Source organism: Pseudomonas tremae (assembly GCF_023278125.1).
GTDB classification, from domain to species: domain Bacteria; phylum Pseudomonadota; class Gammaproteobacteria; order Pseudomonadales; family Pseudomonadaceae; genus Aquipseudomonas; species Aquipseudomonas tremae.
In genome coordinates this window covers 114,878-135,748 of record NZ_CP066270.1, presented here as the reverse complement: position 1 = coordinate 135,748, position 20,871 = coordinate 114,878, and the positions used below count along the sequence as shown (strand labels likewise).

19 protein-coding genes are annotated in these 20,871 nt (G+C 58.9%); 9 read left to right on the top strand and 10 right to left on the bottom strand.

The window, feature by feature from the left end:
- Positions 1–49: 49 nt before the first annotated feature.
- The 3 genes from I9H09_RS00585 to pdxR all read right to left on the bottom strand — a co-directional run bounded on the left by I9H09_RS00585 (position 50) and on the right by pdxR (position 3,884).
- Positions 50–937, bottom strand: a complete 888-nt coding sequence (locus I9H09_RS00585) for a bestrophin family protein (protein WP_005895078.1) — start codon at positions 935–937, stop codon at positions 50–52.
- Between the two features lie 119 nt (positions 938–1,056).
- On the bottom strand, positions 1,057–2,268 hold the full coding sequence (locus tag I9H09_RS00580) for a YeeE/YedE family protein (protein WP_122324775.1): 1,212 nt from the start codon (positions 2,266–2,268) through the stop codon (positions 1,057–1,059).
- A gap of 53 nt (positions 2,269–2,321) precedes the next feature.
- Positions 2,322–3,884: a MocR-like pyridoxine biosynthesis transcription factor PdxR gene (gene pdxR, locus I9H09_RS00575; RefSeq protein ID WP_122347529.1), complete on the bottom strand. Its 1,563-nt coding sequence runs from the start codon at positions 3,882–3,884 to the stop codon at positions 2,322–2,324.
- 91 nt (positions 3,885–3,975) lie between these two features.
- On the opposite strand from pdxR, the gene I9H09_RS00570 reads away from it, so the two are divergent.
- The 3 genes from I9H09_RS00570 to I9H09_RS00560 are packed head-to-tail and all read left to right on the top strand — an operon-like array spanning position 3,976 to position 5,742.
- A complete protein-coding gene (locus tag I9H09_RS00570) occupies positions 3,976–4,599 on the top strand; it encodes an FMN-binding negative transcriptional regulator (protein WP_122347530.1) in 624 nt (207 codons plus the stop codon).
- A 12-nt stretch (positions 4,600–4,611) separates the two neighbouring features.
- Positions 4,612–5,058: a GNAT family N-acetyltransferase gene (locus I9H09_RS00565; protein ID WP_024669533.1), complete on the top strand. Its 447-nt coding sequence runs from the start codon at positions 4,612–4,614 to the stop codon at positions 5,056–5,058.
- A gap of 15 nt (positions 5,059–5,073) precedes the next feature.
- On the top strand, positions 5,074–5,742 hold the full coding sequence (locus tag I9H09_RS00560; RefSeq protein WP_122324779.1) for a GNAT family N-acetyltransferase: 669 nt from the start codon (positions 5,074–5,076) through the stop codon (positions 5,740–5,742).
- Between the two features lie 257 nt (positions 5,743–5,999).
- Here I9H09_RS00560 and oadA read toward each other — a convergent pair whose 3' ends face one another.
- Together oadA and I9H09_RS00550 are read right to left on the bottom strand one after the other, a co-directional pair.
- Complete coding sequence (gene oadA / locus I9H09_RS00555; RefSeq protein ID WP_122324780.1) at positions 6,000–7,808, bottom strand: sodium-extruding oxaloacetate decarboxylase subunit alpha; 1,809 nt, start codon at positions 7,806–7,808, stop codon at positions 6,000–6,002.
- A gap of 11 nt (positions 7,809–7,819) precedes the next feature.
- Positions 7,820–9,235 carry an acetyl-CoA carboxylase biotin carboxylase subunit gene (locus I9H09_RS00550; protein ID WP_005895054.1) on the bottom strand — a complete coding sequence of 472 codons (1,416 nt, stop codon included), beginning with the start codon at positions 9,233–9,235 and terminating at the stop codon, positions 7,820–7,822.
- A 206-nt stretch (positions 9,236–9,441) separates the two neighbouring features.
- On the opposite strand from I9H09_RS00550, the gene I9H09_RS00545 reads away from it, so the two are divergent.
- The gene (locus I9H09_RS00545) at positions 9,442–10,392 is read left to right on the top strand and encodes a LysR family transcriptional regulator (protein ID WP_122347531.1); all 951 of its coding nucleotides are present in this window, start codon (positions 9,442–9,444) and stop codon (positions 10,390–10,392) included.
- Here I9H09_RS00545 and I9H09_RS00540 read toward each other — a convergent pair.
- On the bottom strand, positions 10,346–10,531 hold the full coding sequence (locus I9H09_RS00540) for a PA3496 family putative envelope integrity protein (RefSeq protein WP_005895046.1): 186 nt from the start codon (positions 10,529–10,531) through the stop codon (positions 10,346–10,348). The genes I9H09_RS00545 and I9H09_RS00540 overlap by 47 nt on opposite strands.
- A 143-nt stretch (positions 10,532–10,674) precedes the next feature.
- Positions 10,675–11,541, bottom strand: coding sequence for a transcriptional regulator HexR (hexR, locus tag I9H09_RS00535; protein ID WP_005895044.1), 867 nt, complete (start codon positions 11,539–11,541; stop codon positions 10,675–10,677).
- 320 nt (positions 11,542–11,861) lie between these two features.
- Here hexR and uvrD point away from each other — a divergent pair, with 320 nt between their 5' ends.
- The 3 genes from uvrD to I9H09_RS00520 all read left to right on the top strand — a co-directional run bounded on the left by uvrD (position 11,862) and on the right by I9H09_RS00520 (position 15,713).
- Positions 11,862–14,045: a DNA helicase II gene (gene uvrD / locus I9H09_RS00530; RefSeq protein ID WP_005895041.1), complete on the top strand. Its 2,184-nt coding sequence runs from the start codon at positions 11,862–11,864 to the stop codon at positions 14,043–14,045.
- 287 nt (positions 14,046–14,332) lie between these two features.
- Positions 14,333–15,175, top strand: coding sequence for a Tim44 domain-containing protein (locus tag I9H09_RS00525; protein WP_122347532.1), 843 nt, complete (start codon positions 14,333–14,335; stop codon positions 15,173–15,175).
- 130 nt (positions 15,176–15,305) lie between these two features.
- Positions 15,306–15,713, top strand: coding sequence for an SMI1/KNR4 family protein (locus tag I9H09_RS00520; RefSeq protein WP_005895035.1), 408 nt, complete (start codon positions 15,306–15,308; stop codon positions 15,711–15,713).
- 34 nt (positions 15,714–15,747) lie between these two features.
- Here the strand turns inward: I9H09_RS00520 and I9H09_RS00515 are convergent, their stop codons facing one another.
- Positions 15,748–17,511 (bottom strand): cation:proton antiporter, encoded by a 1,764-nt coding sequence (locus tag I9H09_RS00515; protein WP_122347533.1) that lies wholly within the window; start codon positions 17,509–17,511, stop codon positions 15,748–15,750.
- Positions 17,512–17,803: 292 nt separating this feature from the next.
- Between I9H09_RS00515 and I9H09_RS00510 the strand changes: the two genes are divergently transcribed.
- Positions 17,804–18,289 (top strand): acyl-CoA thioesterase, encoded by a 486-nt coding sequence (locus I9H09_RS00510; RefSeq protein WP_005895029.1) that lies wholly within the window; start codon positions 17,804–17,806, stop codon positions 18,287–18,289.
- Between the two features lie 48 nt (positions 18,290–18,337).
- Here I9H09_RS00510 and pdxY read toward each other — a convergent pair whose 3' ends face one another.
- Positions 18,338–19,204, bottom strand: a complete 867-nt coding sequence (gene pdxY / locus I9H09_RS00505) for a pyridoxal kinase PdxY (protein WP_005895026.1) — start codon at positions 19,202–19,204, stop codon at positions 18,338–18,340.
- A gap of 118 nt (positions 19,205–19,322) precedes the next feature.
- Here pdxY and I9H09_RS00500 point away from each other — a divergent pair, with 118 nt between their 5' ends.
- Complete coding sequence (locus tag I9H09_RS00500) at positions 19,323–19,715, top strand: DUF3301 domain-containing protein (RefSeq protein WP_053931740.1); 393 nt, start codon at positions 19,323–19,325, stop codon at positions 19,713–19,715.
- Between the two features lie 151 nt (positions 19,716–19,866).
- On the opposite strand, the gene I9H09_RS00495 is transcribed toward I9H09_RS00500, so the two are convergent.
- Entirely contained in the window at positions 19,867–20,838 is a 972-nt protein-coding gene (locus I9H09_RS00495; RefSeq protein ID WP_122347536.1) for a CobW family GTP-binding protein, read from the bottom strand.
- Positions 20,839–20,871 lie beyond the last annotated feature (33 nt).

The following is a 20,871-nucleotide window of genomic DNA, read 5'->3' as shown; positions in this document are numbered from 1 at the left end:
GCCCTGCGTTGTCCGAAGCGTCCCGCACATGCGGAACGCCTCATCCTCTTTACGAAGCCTTGCTTTCTTCCTGCGCGCATCTGAGCATCGAATCAAGGTTGCGTTCGATGTTGTTGCACAGCGCATTCGTCTGAATTACGTGTTCACTGGCACGAAACGGGCTTTGCAGGTCGGTGCCGATCTTCTCGATAGCCAACAGCATGAAGCCCACCACGGTGGACGCGAGCGGCGTGAACCAGCCCAGTGTTTCCACCAGACCGATCGGTACGATCACGCAGAACAGCGTGATGAACAGCCTTGGGAATGCCACGTACGGATAAGGCAAAGGCGTGTTGGCAATACGCTCCATGCCGCCCTGGCAATTGGAAAGGTCCACCATGGTCGACTCCAGACGCGCCAGCCGAATGCTGTCCAGACGCCCCGCCTGGTACTCCTTCGCCAACAGTGCAGCTGACACATTGAGCACGTCGTTGGGAAAGTTGTTGGTGTCGTGGCGGCGCTCGAATTCCTCGCGGGGGATCAGTTGCTGGATCTCTTCGCCACACTCGACACCTTTCAAATGTGCCGACAGACACTTCACATAGGCCACGTGGCGGCGTAGCAGAATGGGCTTGACCGGGTTGATACCGTCATCGTCCTCGACCAGCGTCAATACCTGACGAGCAAAGCTGCGCGAGCTGTTGACCATTGCGCCCCACAGCGTTCGCGCTTCCCACCAGCGGTTGTAGGCACTGGAATTACGAAAGCTGGTCAGCACCACCAGCGCTGAGCCGAGCAAGGTCAGGGGTAACGAAGGCAGGTTGATCTTTCGATCGAAAAACAGCATGAAATCAACAGTGACAATGACATCCCAGATCAGCAGCCAAAAAAGCGACCAACCTACGTAACCAATGGTCTTGCCGAGAAAACGTACTTTCGAAATGATCGTTTGCTGCACAGGACTACCCCATTGATGATTAAGCGAGCGCGCATTCGAATCGCTATTGCCTGGCGTTTGAATGCCAATTCGGCAGATGGTTCGCAAACGGCCCGCTTTATCTCGGGGTATGAAACGTTTCAGCAGCCGGTCAATGCTACTTGCGGCCGCTCTCCGGTAAAGAACAACGGACGCAACCGGACACCGACCACGTTGCCGATGTAGGCAGCGATCAGCCACAGCCAGCCGTGCAGGCTGCCGGACGCAATACCGCTGAAATAGGCGCCAATGTTGCAACCGTAAGCCAGTCGGGAGCCGTAACCCAGCAGCAGCCCACCGACAACCGCGGCAACCAGCGACCGCACAGGGATATCCAGGCTAGGCGCAAAACGTCCGGCCAGTCCGGCTGCCAGCAAGGCGCCCAGCATAATGCCGATGTCCATCACACTGGTGATGTCTTCCCACACAGGCGCGGCCAGAGCCTTGGCATTCGCAGCGCTCTGCCAGAACACCCAACTGCCGACATCGACGCCCAGACCGCTGGCTGCTTTCGCGCCCCACAGGGCGAATGCCGAGGTGATGCCCCAGGGACGCCCCGCCAGTGCCAGCGTCGCGTAATTCAGAATCGCCAGCGCCACGGCGCCCCAAATCAGAACCCACGGCCCGCGAAGCACACGAGAGAAACCACGATGTTCAGTGGTGACCGGCGCTTCGAGCTGACCATGACGGCGCTTTTCCAGCTTGATGGTCACCAGAGCGATCAAGGCAAACAGCGCCAGATTGGCGATCAGCGCCGGCAGTACGCCGAAGGTCTTGACCACTGAAATCGGCGGCAACGACGGCAAGGCAAACCACCAGTCCACATGATGGGTGGCAATCAGCGAGCCCAGGATGAAAAACAGCAGCGTCACCAGCATTCGCGCATTGCCGCCACCTGCGGTGAACAACGTGCCGGACGCACAGCCACCGCCTAATTGCATGCCGATGCCGAAAATAAACGCACCAACCACGACCGACACGCCGACCGGCGCGACAAGACCGGTAACAGGCTGGCCAAACAGTGTGCCCGCGCCCAGCGCTGGAAAAAACAGCACTACGGCGACGGCCAGCATCACCATTTGCGCACGCAAGCCGGCGCCACGCCGTTCACGGATGAAAACCCGCCATGCCGACGTGAAACCGAATGCTGCGTGGTAAAGCGTAATCCCCAGCGCGGCGCCCACGATCCATAGCATGACCTGGCGAGTGCCAACGCTGAGCAGCAGAAACTGGGCGCCCATCAGCAGCAGGAACAACGCAGCCAGCGGCGCGCCGAACTTGCGTCCGGGTGTTGCAGTAAGAGAGTTGTTCATGGGTATCTCGAAGACAGGTAGCAGAAAGTGCGGAGTATACGGGCACTGCCGACCTACTCCGACCAAGCCACGCGTAGCCTGTTCAATGCATCCGCAATCGCGGGTTCCGGCACTGCGGCGAAACCCAGCACCAACCCGGCACGGTTATCCATAGGCTCGCAGGAGTCGGGTAGCCAGTATTCACTCAAGGCGTTCATTTCGACACCGACGCTCATGGCCTTGACAATCAGCGCTTGCTCACGCGCGACGCTGTCCACTTTGACCATCACATGCAGGCCCGCCACGACTCTGGGCATCGCCTGGCAGCCGGCAATATTCTCAGGCCAGCCGGCCAGCAGCGCATCTCGACGACTGAGCGCTGCACGACGCATGCGGCGGATGTGTCGTTGAAAATGCCCAGCTGCCATGAACTGCGCCATGACCGCCTGAACACTGATTTCGGTATGGCGCATGTCCACAGCCTTACGCTGGCTGAACGACTGAACCAGGGCTGCAGGGAGAACCAGATACCCAAGGCGCAAAGCCGGAAAAGCAATTTTGCCAAACGTGCCGACATACAGCACACGGCCCGTCTGATCGAGTGCAGCCAGCGGCGCCAAAGGTGCGCCGCTGTAACGGTACTCACCGTCGTAATCATCTTCGACGATCCAGCTCTGGTTCTTTTCGGCCCAAGCCAGCAGTTCCAGCCGGCGCGCCAGACTCATGACCACGCCTGTGGGGTATTGATGCGAAGGCGTGACATACGCCAGCCTGCAATCCGACTGGTCTAGATCGGCGCAGCGCATACCCTCAGCATCGACAGCCACACCCTGCAATCGGGCACCAGCCACGGCGAACGCATGACCGGCAGCGCGGTAGCCCGGATTCTCGACGGCGACAGCCTCCCCCGGCGCCAACAGCAATTGTGCACAAAGGCTTATGGCATGTTGCGCGCCGCTGGTGATCACAATTTGCTCAGCACAACAGTGCAGCCCTCGCGAAGAACGCAGATAGACTGCAATCAGCTCTCGCAAATGCCACTCTCCCGCAGCAGCGCCATAGCCTAACTGGTGAAGATCAGGCCTACGCCAGAAAGCCGCATACAGCCTGCCCCACAGCGCAAACGGGAACAGATCGAATGCCGGAACGCCCACCCTGAACGCCTTGGGACCTTCGCCTGACGGGTCGCTCAACTGATGGCTTTCGATCAACTTCATTGCCCGGCTGTGGATAACTTGTTCGCCAATATCCGCAGGATTTTCTGCGCTTTCTGTGGACAAGGCTGTGCATAAGCCTGTGGGCAAACCTGTGGACAAGTTGGTGGATAGTTTTCTGCCAGGGTTGTCCTGAAGCGCAGGACGGCTGCTGGAAAGCTGCGCAACGTAAGTACCATCGCCCACCCGCCCCTCGATGAAACCTTCCGCGTAGAGCTGATCGTATGCACGCATCACGCTGTTGCGAGAAATAGCCAATGACTTCGCCAGGTCTCGGCTGGCCGGCAACCGCGTTGCACCGCTCAAGCGGCCGTCGAGGATGCGCTCACGCAGAACCGCATAAAGCTGTTTACTCAACCCCTGGCGCGGGTCCAGCTGCACACCGATGAGGGTAGACGGGAATACAACGTGGTCTGCGGGCATCCGATTGGCTCTATCAAATAGACTGAAAGTGGATCTTACAACGAACCAATACCTTGCCTAGGATGGCCCCGGTCTGCCAAGGAAAATCACCATGTATATACCGAATGCTTTCCAGGAAAACGAAACGCTCAACCTGCATGAGCAAATGGACCAAACCCGCTTGGCGATTCTCGTGACGCAGGGTGAGGACGGTCTGCATGCGACCCACCTGCCGCTGCTATTGCGGCGTAGCGAAGGCCTTCATGGCACTCTTTACGGGCATCTGGCCAAGGCCAACCCGCAATCGCAGCAACTGAGCGCCGGCGTCGAAGCGATGGTGATCTTCCCGGGCGATGATGCTTACGTCAGCCCGTCGTTCTACCCGAGCAAGGCTGAACACGGAAAGGTCGTACCTACCTGGAACTACCTGGCCGTACACGCTTACGGTCACGCCAGCGGCTTCAATGACCCGGAACGCCTGCACCGATTGTTGAGCGACCTGACCGATCGGCACGAGTCTGATCGTAAACAGCCATGGTCGATCACTGATGCGCCTGCGGACTACATCGCCAAAATGCTAGGCGCAATCGTCGGGTTTGTCCTTCCCGTGCAGCGCCTGCAGGGCAAACGCAAACTCAGCCAGAACCGCAATGCCCGGGACCTTGCCGGCGTGCGCGATGGCCTCGCTGCCAGCGAGCATGCAAACGACCAGCAAATCGCTCGCTGGATGAGCTGAAAGGAGAAATTCATGAAAGATATACACATCCGACCCGTCGCTGCCGAGCATCATCAGGCCTGGCTACCCCTTTGGCAGGCCTACCTGAGCTTTTACAAGACCGAACTCGCTGCTGGCGTGAGCGAAGTGACCTGGGCACGCATGATCGATCCGAACGAAGCCACCCATTCGGCGCTGGCATGGCTGGATGGCAAGGCGGTGGGTATGGTGAACTTCATCTATCACCGCTCCAACTGGAGCATCCACAATGCGTGCTACCTGCAGGACCTGTTCGTCGCCCCGGAGCAGCGTGGTACGGGCGTCGGCAGGCAGTTGATCGAGTTCGTCTACGCCACCGCCAAGGCCGATGGCTGCGACAAGGTGCATTGGCTGACCCATGAAAGCAACGCTACGGCCATTCAGTTGTACGAGCGGATTGCCGAGCGGCCTGGCCTAATCCAATTTCGCAAAGCGCTCTGAAACGGGAAGTAATCCATGTCTGACACGCTGCTCGACTGGCAGACCGCCACACTGCCGACACCGCAAACACTGAAAGGCCGTTTCATTCGCCTGGAAAAGCTCGATGTCGCGCGTCACGGGGATGACGTGTGGGCCGCGCTTCAAGGACCGGGAGCCGACCCGAAGCTTTGGGACTATCTGCCTTATGGCCCTTTTATCGACCGCGATGCGTTTGATGCATGGCTGACCGGGCACCAGGCCACCAGCGACCCCTGGTTTTATGCCATCGTCGATCAACATACCGACAAGGCGCAAGGCGTCATCAGCCTGATGTCGATCGTGGCGGCGCACGGCCGGATCGAAATAGGCCATGTCACCTTCAGCGCAGCCATGCAGCGCACACCAAAAGGCACCGAGGCCATTTACCTGCTGGCCAAAGAAGCCTTTGCGCTGGGTAATCGACGCCTGGAATGGAAATGCAACGCCAACAACGCCCGCTCCAGACGCGCTGCCGAACGGTTCGGCTTCAGCTACGAAGGCACCTTCCGCCAGCACATGGTGGTGAAGGGACAGAGCAGAGACACGAACTGGTACTCGATAATCGACAGCGAATGGCCAGCCATGCAACGGGCATTTGAAAGCTGGCTGGCTGTGGATAACTTTGCGAATGGGCAGCAGATCAAGGGTCTTGAAGCGTTTCGATGAAGCAAGCGACCGGGCGGTTTCAGGGCAGCTTCGCAGCCCATCGTAACCTCCTGAAACTCCCACGCCCTACGGGCATCAACTATCGTGCGACGCAGAGCGTCAAGAACTGCATTCCCACGCTGGAGCGTGCGGAGCGAGAATCTCGACTATCGTGCCGGTACTCTGCATCCCCTTTGCGGCTGAGCCCGCCTGTAGAAAAAAAAGGAAGCCACGAGTGCTTCCCTGAGGTAAACGGTTGAATTAGCCGAGGCGGCTGATCAGCTTTCGATCTCGACCAGTATCTCGCCCGGATTGACGCGGTCGCCCTTCGCAACATGGATTGCCGCGACCTTGCCCGCGACGGATGCCTGGACTTCGTTTTCCATCTTCATGGCCTCAGTGATCAGCACAGCCTGACCGGCCTTGACCATGTCGCCCTCCTTGACCAACACATCCACGATGTTGCCCGGCATGGCTGTGCTGACGTGACCAGGGGCGTTGGCCTGCTTGCGCTTGCTGGCGCCACCGCCGACAAATTCATTGAGGGGTTCGAACACCACTTCTTCCGGCATGCCATCGATGGTCAGGTAGAAATGACGCTTGCCCTCGGCCTTGACGCCCACACCGGTGATGTCGACCCGGTAGGTTTCACCGTGTACATCAATGACGAACTCGGTCGGCACACCCTCGCCGCCCGCTTTGGCAACGCTGCCGGCCTCGGGAATCGGCAGCAACATTTCCGGCGTCAGCGTTCCGGCCGCGCGATCTTCAAGAAACTTTCGGCCAATGTCCGGGAACATCGCGAAGGTCAGCACGTCCTCTTCGGATTTGGCCAGCGCGCCAATGTCGGCGCGCAGCTTGGTCATCTCCGGCCGGAGCAGGTCGGCGGGACGAACATCAATCAGTTCTTCATTGCCAATCGCCTGACGACGCAGCTTCTCGTCGACTTGCCCCGGCGCCTTGCCATACCCGCCTTGAAGATAGAGTTTCACTTCATTGGTGATGGTCTTGTAACGCTCGCCAGCCAGCACGTTGAAGAACGCCTGAGTGCCGACGATTTGCGAGGTCGGCGTCACCAGCGGTGGGTAACCCAGGTCTTTACGCACCCTGGGGATTTCCGCCAGCACTTCGCTCATGCGATTGAGCGCGCCCTGCTCTTTGAGCTGGTTGGCCAGGTTGGAAATCATCCCGCCAGGCACCTGATTGACCTGCACACGAGTGTCCACTGCCGTGAATTCGCTTTCGAACTGGTGATACTTCTTACGCACTGCATAGAAATACAGACCGATTTCCTGCAGCAACTCCAGGTCCAGACCGGTATCGAACTCGCTGCCCTTGAGGGCCGCAACCATCGATTCGGTGCCAGGGTGGCTGGTGCCCCAGGCGAAGCTGGAGATTGCGGTATCGATATGGTCGGCGCCGCTTTCGATCGCCTTGAGCTGACACATCGCGGCCAGACCGGCCGTGTCATGCGAGTGAATGAACACCGGCAGCGACTGCTCGCTTTTCAGCGCCCTGACCAACTCGCCCGTGGCATAAGGCGTCAACAGGCCGGCCATGTCCTTGATCGCCACCGAGTCGCAACCCATCGCCTCCATCTGCCGGGCCTGCGCAACGAACGCCTCGATCGTGTGCACAGGGCTGGTGGTGTACGCGATTGTGCCCTGCGCATGCTTGCCGGCGGCTTTCACCGCCTCGATGGCAACGCGCAGGTTACGCACGTCGTTCATCGCATCGAAAATCCGGAACACGTCGATACCATTCACCGCCGCCTTGGCCACGAACGCCTTGACCACGTCATCGCTGTAATGCCGATAACCGAGAAGGTTCTGACCGCGCAGGAGCATTTGCAGACGCGTATTGGGCAACGCCGCGCGCAGCTGACGCAGGCGCTCCCAAGGGTCTTCCTTGAGAAAGCGCACGCAGGCATCGAACGTTGCCCCGCCCCAGACCTCCAGCGACCAGTAGCCGACCTTGTCGAGCTTGCCGCAGATCGGCAGCATGTCTTCAGTGCGCATGCGGGTCGCCAGCAGCGATTGGTGAGCGTCACGCAGGATGGTATCGGTTACGAAAATCTTCTTGGACATTTCAATATTCCTTACAGACCAGCGTGTGCGGCAATGGCAGCGGCAATGGCCAGAGCCAGCTCTTCGGGTTTGCGCTTGATCGAGTAATTGGTCAGCTCGGGGTGGCTCTCGACAAAACTGGTGTTGAACTCACCACTGCGAAATTCCGGGTTGCGCAGGATTTCCTGGTAATACGCCGCCGTGGTCTTCACCCCTTGCAGGCGCATGTCGTCCAGCGCGCGCAGGCCGCGGTCCATTGCTTCTTCCCAGGTCAGCGCCCAGACGATCAGCTTCAGGCACATCGAGTCATAGAACGGCGGAATGGTGTAGCCGGTATAAATAGCCGTGTCGGTACGCACACCAGGCCCGCCGGGCGCGTAATAACGAGTGATCTTGCCGAAACTGGGCAGGAAGTTGTTCTTCGGGTCTTCGGCGTTGATTCGGAACTGCAAAGCAAAACCGCGGTGGATAATGTCCTCCTGCTTGACCGACAGAGGCAGTCCGGACGCGATGCGGATCTGCTCGCGGACAATGTCGATACCGGTGATTTCTTCGGTAATGGTGTGCTCGACCTGCACACGGGTGTTCATCTCCATGAAGTACACCTCGCCCTCGGCGAGCAAAAACTCCACAGTGCCAGCGTTTTCGTAACCGACAGCCTTGGCGGCACGCACCGAAAGATCGCCGATGTAGGCGCGCTGTTCAGGCGTTAATTGAGGGCTGGGAGCGATCTCGATCAGCTTCTGGTTACGACGTTGTATCGAGCAGTCGCGCTCGAACAGATGCACCACATTGCCGAAGCTGTCGCCCAGAATCTGCGCTTCGATGTGCTTGGGGTTGACGATGCACTTTTCCAGAAAGACTTCTGCCGAGCCAAAGGCTTTAGTCGCCTCGGAAATCACCCGGGGGAACGCCTGCTCCAGCTCCTCACGGCTGTTGCAACGCCGGATGCCGCGCCCGCCACCGCCGGAAGTGGCCTTGAGCATGACCGGATAGCCAATGCGTTCGCCTTCGACCAATGCTTCCTGAATGTCGGCCACATTGCCCTCGGTGCCGGGCGTTACCGGCACCCCGGCCTTGATCATGCTGCGCCGCGCTTCGGTCTTGTCGCCCATGCGCCGTATCACTTCCGCCGAAGGGCCGATGAACTTGATGCCGCGTTCGGCGCAGATATCAGCCAGTTCGGCGTTTTCAGACAGAAAACCATAACCGGGGTGCAGCGCATCGCACCCGGTTTCCACGGCCAGATTGACCAGCTTGCGTGGGTTCAGGTAGCCCGCCAGCGGTTCGGCACCAATGCTGTAGGCTTCGTCCGCACGCTTGACGTGTAGGGCATGCCGGTCAGCATCGGAGAATATCGCCACCGAGCGAATGCCCATTTCGGCACACGCACGCACGATGCGGACGGCGATCTCTCCGCGGTTGGCGATCAGAATTTTTGTTATCACTGATGATTCCTCGACCCTAAAGACCAAACCGGTCAGCACATCCAGGCAAGCGCTGTACCCGCACTTTTTTGTAACCTGGCATGTGACTCGATGTCGCAGGCACACCCTAGTCCGGATCAGGGATTAACAAAAATGAGTAAAAATTGGGTCGTGCATAAGTAAAAGCTTATAGTTGCTTTTCCTACACGATCAAAAAGGCTTTTTGAATGCGTAAGTCCTTGATGCGCATGACATTGCGTCAGCTGCGAATTTTCAACGAAGTGTGCGATCTGCGCTCATACAGCCGTGCAGCCGAAGAAATGTCGCTGACCCAGCCTGCCGTCAGCTTGCAGATAAAGCTGCTTGAAGAGCTGATCGGCCAGCCGCTGTTCGAATACGTCGGCAAGAAGCTCTACCTGACCGAGGCGGCCGAAGCACTGCAGCTGGCCAGCCGGGATATTTTCGGGCGCCTGGAAAATCTGGACATGCAGCTGTCGGACATGCAGGGATCGCTGCAAGGCCAACTGAAGCTGGCCGTAGAGTCGAGCTGCAAGTATTTCATCCCGCACCTGTTCGCCGCGTTCAAACGTCTCTACCCGGAAGTCAGTCTCAGCTTGATGGTAGTCAATCGTGCGCAGATCATCAAGCGATTATCGGATAACCGCGACGATCTGGTAGTGATGTCAGCAGTTCCACTAGACATGGGACTGGAGTTTCTGCCGTTCCTGAATAACCCGATAGTCGCCATCGCGCCGCCCGATCATCCGCTGAGCAGTCGTGAAACACTGAATTTGAGGGATCTCGAGCCGTGGCCACTGCTGACCCGGGAAACAGGCTCGGGCACCCGTCGGGCCTGCGAGGAATACTTCAAAGAGAAACACGTGCATTTCGCCCAGACGCTTGAGGTGTCGTCCAGTGAGGCCCAACGCGAATGCGTGGTGGCTGGCCTAGGCCTGGCCATGCTGACGCGGCACGCAGTCTGCCACGAACTCGCCACCGGCACGCTCGTGGAGCTGCCCGTGGCGGAGCTGCCGTTATACCGAAGCTGGTGCGTGGTTCAGGCCAGAGACAAACGCCTTTCGCCTGTCGCGCATGCGTTTCTGGCGTTCATCCGCACCGAACGTGCGCAGATCACCCAGCTTGTCGAGCGCTTCGACGGTCGACCGCAGGCAACTTGATAGTCTGCCAGACGGCACTGTGCATGCCTTCCATATAGTCGCAAAGCTCCTGATTGAGCTGACGCGCTTCACTGTAGCTCTCAATTGCCCGACGAAACTCCATGCGACGCTGATCTTCCTGCTGACGGCGGGTTTTCACGGTGCTGTTGGGTAAATCATCGTAATGCCGAGCCATGTCCTGTCTCCCAATACGTTTTACGGGAGCATCAGAATGAGGCGCACGAGTGACAGTCAGGCGGCACGCAGGTGACAAATCGATGAATTCTGCGCTGTCAGCGGTAATCAGTCTTCGTGGGTCTTGATCGACTTCGGCGACAGGCGCAAGCCGCGCAGGCTGCGCTTTACGCTCTTCAGGTGATTGACCAGGCTCGGGCCTCGCGCCATGGCGACACCCATCGCAAGCACATCGATGACCACCAGATGCGCAATGCGGGAAGTCAACGGCGTGTAGATTTCGGTGTCTTCATGCACGTCGATGGCCAGATTGACCGAGGACAGTTCTGCCAGCGGCGTCTGGCTGGGGCACAACGTGATCAGGGTTGCACCGCTCTCGCGAACCAGATTGGCCGTGATCAGCAAATCCTTGGAACGCCCCGACTGGGAGATACACACGGCTACATCGGTGGGCTTGAGCGTAACGGCCGACATGGCCTGCATGTGCGGGTCGGAATAGGCCGCTGCCGTCAGCAATAAGCGGAAGAACTTGTGCTGTGCATCGGCAGCCACCGCGCCAGAGGCACCGAAACCGTAGAACTCGACCCGGTTGGCACCGGCCATCGCTGTCACGGCCAGTTGCAGCGCGTGAGGGTCAAGGTTTTCACGCACTTCCATCAGCGTGTGCAGCGTGGTGTCGAAAATCTTCAGGCTGTAGTCAGCGACCGAATCGTCTTCATGAATCGCGAACTGCCCAAAACTGGCACCCGCCGCCAGGCTCTGGGCCAGCTTGAGCTTGAGGTCCTGAAACCCGGTGCAACCGATGGCGCGGCAGAACCGCACAATGGTCGGCTCGCTGATCCCGACGCTGTGCGCCAGATCAGCCATGGAACTGTGCATCACGGCCGCAGGGTCAAGCAGCACATGGTCGGCTACCTTGAGCTCCGATTTGCGAAGCAGATCACGTGACTGGGCGATGTGTTGCAGCAGATTCAAGAGGCAGACTCGGCAAGAGGATTATGGGCTGGGTGTAGCTTTCTTGTAGTTATACTACATGACCTGCAAACCGCCCAGTTAAACGACGCTGAGACGCACTGCACAGGCTTTGAAAGGATAATTCGCAAAAAAAATGTGGGAATAATCCTACATCATGGGAAAGGACGAACCCACCTGGCGGGCTGCTTGATAAGTAAAAGTAGCCGGGGCACATCCGACGCGCATCGCAGGCGATGACCGGTCGTCTGCACCGTCTGTTTTTTGTTGTCTGACGCAAAGCATGGTTTGCCGACCTTGGCGCAGCACCCTAGAATGCGCCGATGCGCGATGATCTCTCTCTTCTTCTTAATTCTCTCAACGATGCCCAACGTCAGGCCGTAGCCGCCTCATTGGGTCGTCAGTTGGTCCTGGCCGGTGCAGGCTCCGGCAAAACCCGTGTGCTGGTGCATCGCATCGCCTGGCTGATGCAGGTCGAGCAAGCCTCGCCGCATTCGGTGCTGTCGGTGACGTTCACCAACAAGGCGGCTGCCGAGATGCGTCACCGCATCGAACAGCTGATGGGCATCAGCCCGGCCGGCATGTGGGTGGGCACCTTTCACGGCCTGGCACACCGCCTGTTGCGTGCGCACTGGCAGGAAGCCGGGCTGGTGCAGACCTTCCAGATTCTCGACAGCGATGACCAGCAGCGCTTGGTCAAACGTGTGATGCGCGAGCTTGGCCTGGACGAGCAACGCTGGCCCGCGCGTCAGGCCCAGTGGTTCATCAACGGTCAGAAAGACGAGGGTCTGCGCCCCAAGCACATTCAGGCCAGCGGCGACCTTTTCCTGACTACCATGAAAAGCGTCTACGAAGCCTACGAAGCCGCCTGCCAGCGGGCCGGCGTCATCGACTTCTCCGAACTGCTGCTGAGAGCGCTCGACCTGTGGCGCGACAATCCGGGCCTGCTCGCGCACTATCAGCGTCGCTTCCGCCACGTATTGGTCGACGAATTCCAGGACACCAACGCCGTGCAGTACGCCTGGTTGCGTCTGCTGGCCCAAGGTGGCGACAGCCTGATGGTGGTCGGCGACGATGATCAGTCCATTTACGGCTGGCGCGGCGCGAAGATCGAGAATATCCACCAATATTCATCCGATTTCCCGGACACAGAAGTCATACGTCTGGAGCAGAACTACCGTTCCACGGCGAGCATTCTCAAGGCCGCCAATGGCTTGATCATCAACAACAGCGGTCGTTTGGGCAAAGAGCTGTGGACCGATGTCGGTGATGGTGAGCTGATCAATCTGTACGCCGCCTTCAACGAGCACGACGAAGCGCGCTACGTGGTCGAGACCATTGAAAGCGCATTGAAAACCGGTATATCGCGCAACGATATCGCCATTCTCTACCGCTCCAACGCCCAGTCGCGAGTGCTGGAAGAAGCACTGCTGCGCGAGCGCATTCCATACCGGATCTATGGCGGGCAGCGCTTCTTCGAACGCGCCGAGATCAAGAACGCGATGGCGTACATGCGCCTGCTGGAAGGCCGCGGTAACGATGCGGCGCTGGAGCGGGTGATCAACGTACCGGCGCGCGGCATCGGTGAGAAAACCGTCGAAGCCATTCGCGAGCATGCGCGTCATGCCGACGTTTCCATGTGGGAAGCCATGCGTCTGCTGGTCGCCAACAAGGGCCTGACCGGCCGCGCGGCCACTGCGCTGGGCGGGTTTATCGAACTCATCGAGAACCTGTCCGCCAAGGTCATGGAAATGCCGCTGCACCTGATGACCCAGACGGTCATCGAACAGTCCGGGCTGATCGCGTATCACGAACAGGAAAAAGGCGAGAAAGGCCAGGCTCGCGTAGAAAACCTCGAGGAACTGGTCAGCGCTGCACGGGCCTTCGAGAACCACGAGAGCGAAGAAGATCTGACACCATTGGCGGCCTTCCTGGGCCATGCGTCACTGGAAGCTGGCGATACGCAGGCGCAGGAACACGAAGACAGTATTCAGTTGATGACCTTGCACAGCGCCAAGGGTCTGGAATTCCCGCATGTGTTTCTGGTGGGCATGGAAGAAGGGCTGTTCCCGCACAAGATGAGCCTGGAAGAACCGGGTCGCCTGGAAGAAGAACGCCGTCTGGCCTACGTGGGCATTACCCGCGCGATGAAACAGCTGGTGATGACCTACGCCGAAACGCGTCGTCTGTACGGCAGCGAGACCTACAACAAGGTCTCGCGATTCGTGCGGGAGATTCCACCTGCGCTGATTCAGGAAGTGCGCTTGTCCAACAGCGTCAACCGCCCGTTCGGTGGCACGCCGAAGTTCAACAGCAGCAGCCTGTTCAACGGCACCGGCATTCCGGAAACCGAGTTCACCATGGGCCAGCGTGTGCAGCACGCGGTGTTTGGCGAAGGCGTGATCCTCAACTTCGAAGGCGCAGGCGCTCAGGCGCGCGTGCAGGTCAACTTCTCCGAAGGCAGCAAGTGGCTGATGATGGGGTATGCGAAGCTGGTGCCGTTGTAGGCCGAACGGCATGGACGTGAATATCGTTCCCACTCAGCGTGGTAATGCAGTTTCAGACGCTCTGCTTAGGGCTGGAATGCGCGGTGCAACGCAGATTTGTGACGCGAAGCGTCACCCAACGCATTCCCACGCTGAAGTGATGAACGATAACCCTCATGCACATCTTACGAAGCGAGCTGAAAAGTCCTACGCTATTTGTGTAAAAGTCCGAAACACTAACGCGCTGGTCACACAGGCCTCTGCTGTGCAACATGGCGCGCATGCAATCACAAAACGGGAATACCCTTATGCAACGTTTTCTAAGCATCGCGATGGCGCTTTGCATCGGGCTCACCATGAGCCTGGATGTGAATGCCGCGCGCTTCGGTGGCGGCAAGAGCATGGGCTCGGCGCCTACGCATCAGGCACGCCAGACCGCACCGGCGGCTCCGGCCGCTGCACCTAACGCTGCTGGCCGCCCTGCCCCTGCCGCAAGCGGCGCCTCCCGCTGGCTAGGCCCATTGGCCGGTATCGCTGCCGGTGGCCTGCTGGCGTCGATGTTTATGGGCGACGGCTTCAACGGCCTGCAGCTGTTCGACATCCTGATCATGGGCCTGATCGCCTTCCTGATCTTCCGCTTCATCGCGCGCCGTCGTCAGCAGCAACAGCCTAAAATGGCTCCTGCCGGTGCGCCATACCAGCGTGAAACCAGCCAGCCGACACAGAACCCGATTTTCGGCAGTTCGTCGCCGGCTTCTGCCCCACCAGCGATCAATGCACCGGCCTGGTTCAATGAAGAACGTTTTCTGGAAGCCGCTCGCGGTCACTTCCAGTCATTGCAGCAGCATTGGGACGCCAACGAGATGGACAAGATTGCCGAGTTCGTCACTCCGCAAATGCTTCAGTTCCTGAAAAAAGAACGTGCCGACCTGGGCGACGGCTTCCAGTCGACCTACATCGAGAACCTCAATTTTCAGCTGGACGGTGTCGATGATCGTGCCGACAAGACTATCGCCACGCTGACGTTCTCCGGTGTCTCCAAGACGTCACGCTTTGATCAGGGCGAAGTGTTCAGCGAAAGCTGGAACATGGAGCGACCGCAAGGCGATAACCAGCCCTGGCTGGTAGCAGGAATTCGCCAGAACGGTTGAACCAGATACCGTTCTCGCGTTCAGAACCCCGGACATGTCCGGGGTTTTTGTTTATCCGTTCGGATAGTTATTTTGAGAAAGGCTTTACGCTACTGTATAACCCGCGCCATCAAGTGAGAGGATCCGTGTCGTGGAAGAAGTCATCGAACAATTGCGTGAAGCTAACGAGCCGGTCCCTGTTCCGCTCGAGTTGCCTGACGAAGACCTGCTGGTCGAGATCGAGGAGCAGCTGTTCATCAACATCCCGTTCGTCTTCAAGGAGTTCCTCCTGACGGTCAGCGATGTGGTGTATGGCAGCCTGGAGCCTGTCACCGTTACCGATCCGCAGTCACACACCTACCTTCCGGAAGTGTGTGCAACTGCCTGGGATCTGGGCGTGCCGCGCGAGCTGATCCCTATCTGCCAAGACGGTGACGACTACTACTGCGTCGAGGAAGACGGCACTGTATTGCTGTGGTCCGCTGAAGAAGAACTGGTCACCGAAGACAGCTGGGAATCGGTCTGGCACTGGGCTCGGGATGTCTGGCTGGAAAGCTGAGACACCTTGCTGCGCAGTCTGAGAATCGCCGGGCTCAATGCCCGGATGATTCCTGATTGTTTCCGAGGGTTTCGAGCAGGGCGATCTGCATTCGCGTATGCACGCGGATAAGCCAGCGCCACAGCAATGCAGCGACAAGCGCAGCAATCAGAGCAACCACCAGCAGCAATTCGTTGGCCGGCAGAATACTCGCCGACAACGCCGCCAGCATGATGAAAATCACCACCAGCGACAGCAGCGGAATCACCTCCGCCACTACCTTGCGCACCCGTACGGTGTGTCGACCCGCCATTTCAGGTTTGACTCCCATCTCTGCCAGCAACATCGACAGCGCCTTGAGCTTGCGGTACGCCGCGATCAGAAAAGGCAACGACAGCAACAATGCCGCGCCGCAGATCCAGGCTTTCTGGTGGCTGGGGTCACCCACCCATTGGTTCATATACCCGCCGAGCCGTTCAGCGAAGTAGCCGCCGCTGAAGAAGATCGCCATCACCAGTGCCAGGTTGACGCCCACCTGCAGCAGGATCCGCCGGATCATCGCGGCAAGCACTGCGCCCTGTCCTTGTGGCTGAATGCTGCGTAACCATTCGCCGTACATACCGAATACCCGCGCCACGCGTCCGGGCATGATCGCGGCCAGTCTGAGCGAGAGAGGGTCGGCGCCGCGAATGAGGTACGGCGTCAACAACGTGGTGATCGCCGATACGGCAACGGCCACCGGGTACAGGAAGTCGCTGGTGACCTGCAGGGTCATGCCTAGCGCTGCGATGATGAAGGAAAACTCGCCAATCTGTGACAGCCCCATGCCCACGCGCAGTGAGGTGCGGCCATCATTGCCTGCGATAAAGGCCCCGAGGCCGCAGGAAATCATCTTGCCCAACACCACTGCGACGGTGATGACCGCAATCGGCCAGGCATATTCCAGCAGGATTTTCGGGTCGATCATCAACCCGATGGCGACGAAGAATATTGCACTGAACAGATCGCGAATCGGCTCGATCAAGCGCTCGATCTTCAGCAGTTCACGCGACTCGGCCATGATTGCGCCGATCAGGAACGCCCCCAGCACCATGCTGTACTCCAGCTTGACCACCAACAGGCAGAAGCCGAAACACAGGCCCAGCACAGTGATCAGGAGCATCTCGTTGCTTTCGAATCTGGCGACATAGGACAGCAATCGCGGGACCAGCAGAATACCCACGACCAACGCCACGATCATGAACAGCGACAACTTGCCGACGGTGGAAAAGACCTCGCCCGAACTGACCGAGCCGCTGACCGCAATACCGGACAGCAGCGCAATGATGCCGATGCCCAGGATGTCTTCGACGATCAGCACGCCGAAAATCAGTTGGGCAAAATGCTGGTTCTTCATCTTCAGGTCGTTGAGCGCCTTGACAATGATGGTGGTCGAGGAGATCGCCAGAATTGCGCCGAGGAATAACGAATCCATCGTCTTCCAGCCAAAATACTGGCCAATTTCATAGCCGATCCAGATCATCAGGGCGATTTCGAGAAACGCTGCGATGAAGGCCGTGGCACCGACTTTGAACAGCTTGCGCAGGCTAAACTCCAGCCCCAGGCAGAACATCAGGAAGATCACCCCCAGCTCGGCCAGGATCTTGATGGTGTCCTCATCGTGGATCAGGCTGACCGGAGGCGTGTGCGGGCCGATGATGAAGCCGGCGACGATATAACCGAGCACCACGGGCTGACGAAGGCGATGAAAGAGAATGGTCACCACGCCCGCCACCAGCATGATCACTGCCAGGTCTTGAATGAAATTGATGGCATGCATGGTGGCGAAGCTCCTTTTGGTGATGACGTTCGCAACCGACATCGCCACACCTTGTAAGGCGTGAGCCACCCGGTTCGTCATCGAAATCCGATTAAAACGTAAGAAAAAACCCGATCCGCGGGTTTTTGCAGGTTATCACTGCCCCCTTCGACATAAAGCCGGTGCAATATATGGAAACAGATAGTTATGGTGCGTGACGGTCACCTGCTGGCCAGCGTCCCGATAACTGTTGCAAGCCCTTCTGAGCGCCAGCATAGGCGTCCCTTGAACAACTTGACCGTGTGAGTACGCTATGGAACCCGGAAACGCCCAGCTGTCGATGACTGTATTGATGACCCCGGACATGGCCAACTTCTCTGGCAACGTACACGGCGGCACGCTGCTCAAATACCTGGACGAAGTGGCCTACGCGTGCGCGAGCCGCTACGCCGGACGCTATGTGGTAACGCTGTCGGTGGACCAGGTGATTTTTCGCGAGCCGGTACACGTCGGCGAGCTGGTGACCTTTCTGGCCTCGGTCAACTACACCGGCAACACCTCGATGGAGGTCGGTATCAAGGTTGTCACCGAAAATATTCGTGAGCGCTCGGTTCGTCATTCCAACAGTTGCTTCTTCACCATGGTCGCCGTGGACGACAACCGCAAACCCGCCAGCGTGCCGCCTCTGGAACCTGAATCTGCCGATGCTAAGCGTCGTTATATCCAGGCGCAGCAACGCCGCCAGATTCGCCAGGAACTGGAAAAGCGTTATCAGGACATCAAGGAAGAAGCGCTTTGATCAGCGGGCTCAGGCAAGGATGCCCAAGCCACTGACAACGCGCCGGGCTCAGAGCTTTACTGCTTCAAACCTGACCCTGGGGTGAGCGATGCGATCCTGAGCGCGCACCAGTTCCAGCTCGTAGCTGCCGCAGGCCTGGGTCTCCAGCAGTACTTCATGGACGGCTGCCGCGGCGAATTCGAACGCTTCAACCAGGTCGTCACCCAATAGGACCCGTGCCAGAAACAGCCCGGACGTAAGGTCGCCCACGCCGACCGGCTGACGAGGGAACGCCAGCAGCGGACGGCGCAGATGCCAGCTTGCCTCGGCAGTCACCAGCAGCATTTCAAAGCCGTCGGCGGCCTTGCCGGGATAATCCAGGTGCTTGACCACCACGGCTTCTGGGCCTCTTGCCAGCAGCGCGCGGGCCATTGCGAGGCAATCGAGCAGGGACTCCGGTTTGCGGCCCGAGAAGCTGTCCAGCTCCAGCTGGTTGGGGCACATGAAGTCCGCCATGGCGGCGGCTTCCTGGAGCAGAAAGTCACCGACTTCCGGCGCAACGATGCAGCCTTTTTCCGGATGGCCCATCACCGGGTCGCACAAGTACAGCGCCTTGGGGTTGGCGGCCTTGATACGCGCCACACCGGTCAGAATGGCCCTGCCCTGCGCCGCACTGCCCAGATAACCCGACAAGACGGCATCGCAGTTGCCCAGTTCGCCGATCGCAGCGATACCGTCGATCAGTGCGGGGATCTGCTGCGGGGCCAGCACCTCACCCGTCCACTGCTTGTACTGGGTGTGGTTGGAGAACTGAACCGTGTTGAGCGGCCAGACATTGACCCCGATACGCTGCATCGGGAACACCGCTGCGCTGTTCCCGGCGTGGCCGAATACCACATGGGACTGAATGGCGAGCAAGTGGGGCGTACGTTTCATGGCGGGTAGAATCCTGAACACGATGCAAGTGCAGTAATGATAAATATAAGTCGCGCAGTATGGCTGTAAATCCCTCCGGGCAGTTAAGCTGGTCACTCCTTTGTTGGAGCACTCCGTCATGCTGACCCTGGGAAACATTTTCGTGCTGATGCTGTTCGCGTGCGCCGCGGCCTGGTGGTGGCACGCCCACGGTTTGCGAGAAAAAGCGCTGGCACGTGTGAAGCAGCATTGCGCACGCCTCGAGCTCCAGTTGCTCGACGATGCCGTTGCCCTGCGCCGCCTGACCTTTGCCCCCGACGCTCAGGGCCGCAAGCGCCTGGCTCGGGTGTATGGCTTTGAGTTCACCGTCACAGGCGAACAACGCCACCCCGGTACGATCACCATGTTCGGCGCGCACACCGCGCACATCGAACTGGCGCCCTACCCGTTCGAAATCAAGACACCACCGCCCAGCGCAGAAGTCATTCAGATGAGCGAATGGCGTCAATCGCATCAGAAGTGGAAGCAGTAGCGGGCTATTCAGCTTTGACGTCTGGATGAGCGTGAGCCAGCGCGCAGCATCATCGCAGACAAGCCCGCTCCGACGAAAACTCATTTTGCAGGTGTTTCAGGACTTGCTGGTGCCACTCGGCGCTAGCGTGCAGCTTTGTGCTGAGCGCGCATCACACCAGACACTCCGCCATCTGCGCCTGCAACTTATCCACATCCTGGGGCACCGAGAAAATCAATTCCAGGCGTGAGTCCTTGCGCCATTCGCTGACCTGCCAGGCAATCGGCGCGCCGTTTGCGACGTTGCCGGAATACCAGCCGCCCTCACTGTGGATAACCATCTTCGCCCTTTGCCAGATCAGGCTTTCCAGCCAATGCATCAGCCGTTGCAGATCGAACTGTTGCGACGAATGCCAGCGCCAGCCGACGCTCCAGCCGTCAGGGCTGCTCTGACTCAGGCATATTGGCACACGCGGGTTGGCCCAGAGCGCAGGCAGCTGGCCAACGCTTTCGGGTAACGCAAGGTTATCCACAGACTGTTTATCCACAGCCGAACCGTCGACAAACCCTGGCAAGCAGTGCAGCGGCAGTTCGCCGTGGCGGGTCCACAGCAAGGCATGCGGCTTGAGTTGCGCGGTCAGTGACTGACGCGACGGCAGGTCCAGTTGTTCGGATTTGTTCATCACCACCAAGCCTGCTTCAACCAGCGCCTCGCGTTGCGTGACAAGTAACGGGAGCCCCGCAGCCATTGCTTCCGAGTCCAGCACCATCACGCTGCGCTGAACCGAAAGCACGCCACGCCAAGGCGCTTCGCGCAGTTGCGCCATCAGTTGCGCCGGGTGCCCAAGGCCTGAGGGCTCGATCAACAAGCGATCAGGTCGGGCCTGACGCAACAATCGTCCCAGACCGATCTGAAACGGCACACCGTTGACGCAACACAGGCAGCCGCCAGCCACTTCGCCAAGTGCGATACCATCAGCGGCGGTGTTCAACAATGCGGCATCCAGGCCGATCTGACCGAACTCGTTAACCAGTATGGCCCAGCGCTCATTGGCAGGCTTCTGCGCCAGCAGGCGTTTGATCAGTGTGGTTTTGCCGGCACCCAACGGGCCTGCGATGACGTGCGTGGGGATGTTCTGCAGCATGGGATCACTTTTGACGAATGCGTGGGTCATTGA

Bases quoted from the DNA above. Each gene is read 5' to 3' on its own strand.
- I9H09_RS00515 (WP_122347533.1), bottom strand. From the start codon at position 17,511: ATGCATGCCATCAATTTCATTCAAGACCTGGCAGTGATCATGCTGGTG.
- I9H09_RS00570 (WP_122347530.1), top strand. From the start codon at position 3,976: ATGTATATACCGAATGCTTTCCAGGAAAACGAAACGCTCAACCTGCAT.
- I9H09_RS00565 (WP_024669533.1), top strand. From the start codon at position 4,612: ATGAAAGATATACACATCCGACCCGTCGCTGCCGAGCATCATCAGGCC.
- I9H09_RS00545 (WP_122347531.1), top strand. From the start codon at position 9,442: ATGCGTAAGTCCTTGATGCGCATGACATTGCGTCAGCTGCGAATTTTC.
- I9H09_RS00510 (WP_005895029.1), top strand. From the start codon at position 17,804: ATGGAACCCGGAAACGCCCAGCTGTCGATGACTGTATTGATGACCCCG.
- uvrD (WP_005895041.1), top strand. From the start codon at position 11,862: ATGCGCGATGATCTCTCTCTTCTTCTTAATTCTCTCAACGATGCCCAA.
- I9H09_RS00525 (WP_122347532.1), top strand. From the start codon at position 14,333: ATGCAACGTTTTCTAAGCATCGCGATGGCGCTTTGCATCGGGCTCACC.
- oadA (WP_122324780.1), bottom strand. From the start codon at position 7,808: ATGTCCAAGAAGATTTTCGTAACCGATACCATCCTGCGTGACGCTCAC.
- I9H09_RS00560 (WP_122324779.1), top strand. From the start codon at position 5,074: ATGTCTGACACGCTGCTCGACTGGCAGACCGCCACACTGCCGACACCG.
- pdxY (WP_005895026.1), bottom strand. From the start codon at position 19,204: ATGAAACGTACGCCCCACTTGCTCGCCATTCAGTCCCATGTGGTATTC.
- I9H09_RS00500 (WP_053931740.1), top strand. From the start codon at position 19,323: ATGCTGACCCTGGGAAACATTTTCGTGCTGATGCTGTTCGCGTGCGCC.
- I9H09_RS00580 (WP_122324775.1), bottom strand. From the start codon at position 2,268: ATGAACAACTCTCTTACTGCAACACCCGGACGCAAGTTCGGCGCGCCG.
- pdxR (WP_122347529.1), bottom strand. From the start codon at position 3,884: ATGCCCGCAGACCACGTTGTATTCCCGTCTACCCTCATCGGTGTGCAG.
- I9H09_RS00495 (WP_122347536.1), bottom strand. From the start codon at position 20,838: ATGCTGCAGAACATCCCCACGCACGTCATCGCAGGCCCGTTGGGTGCC.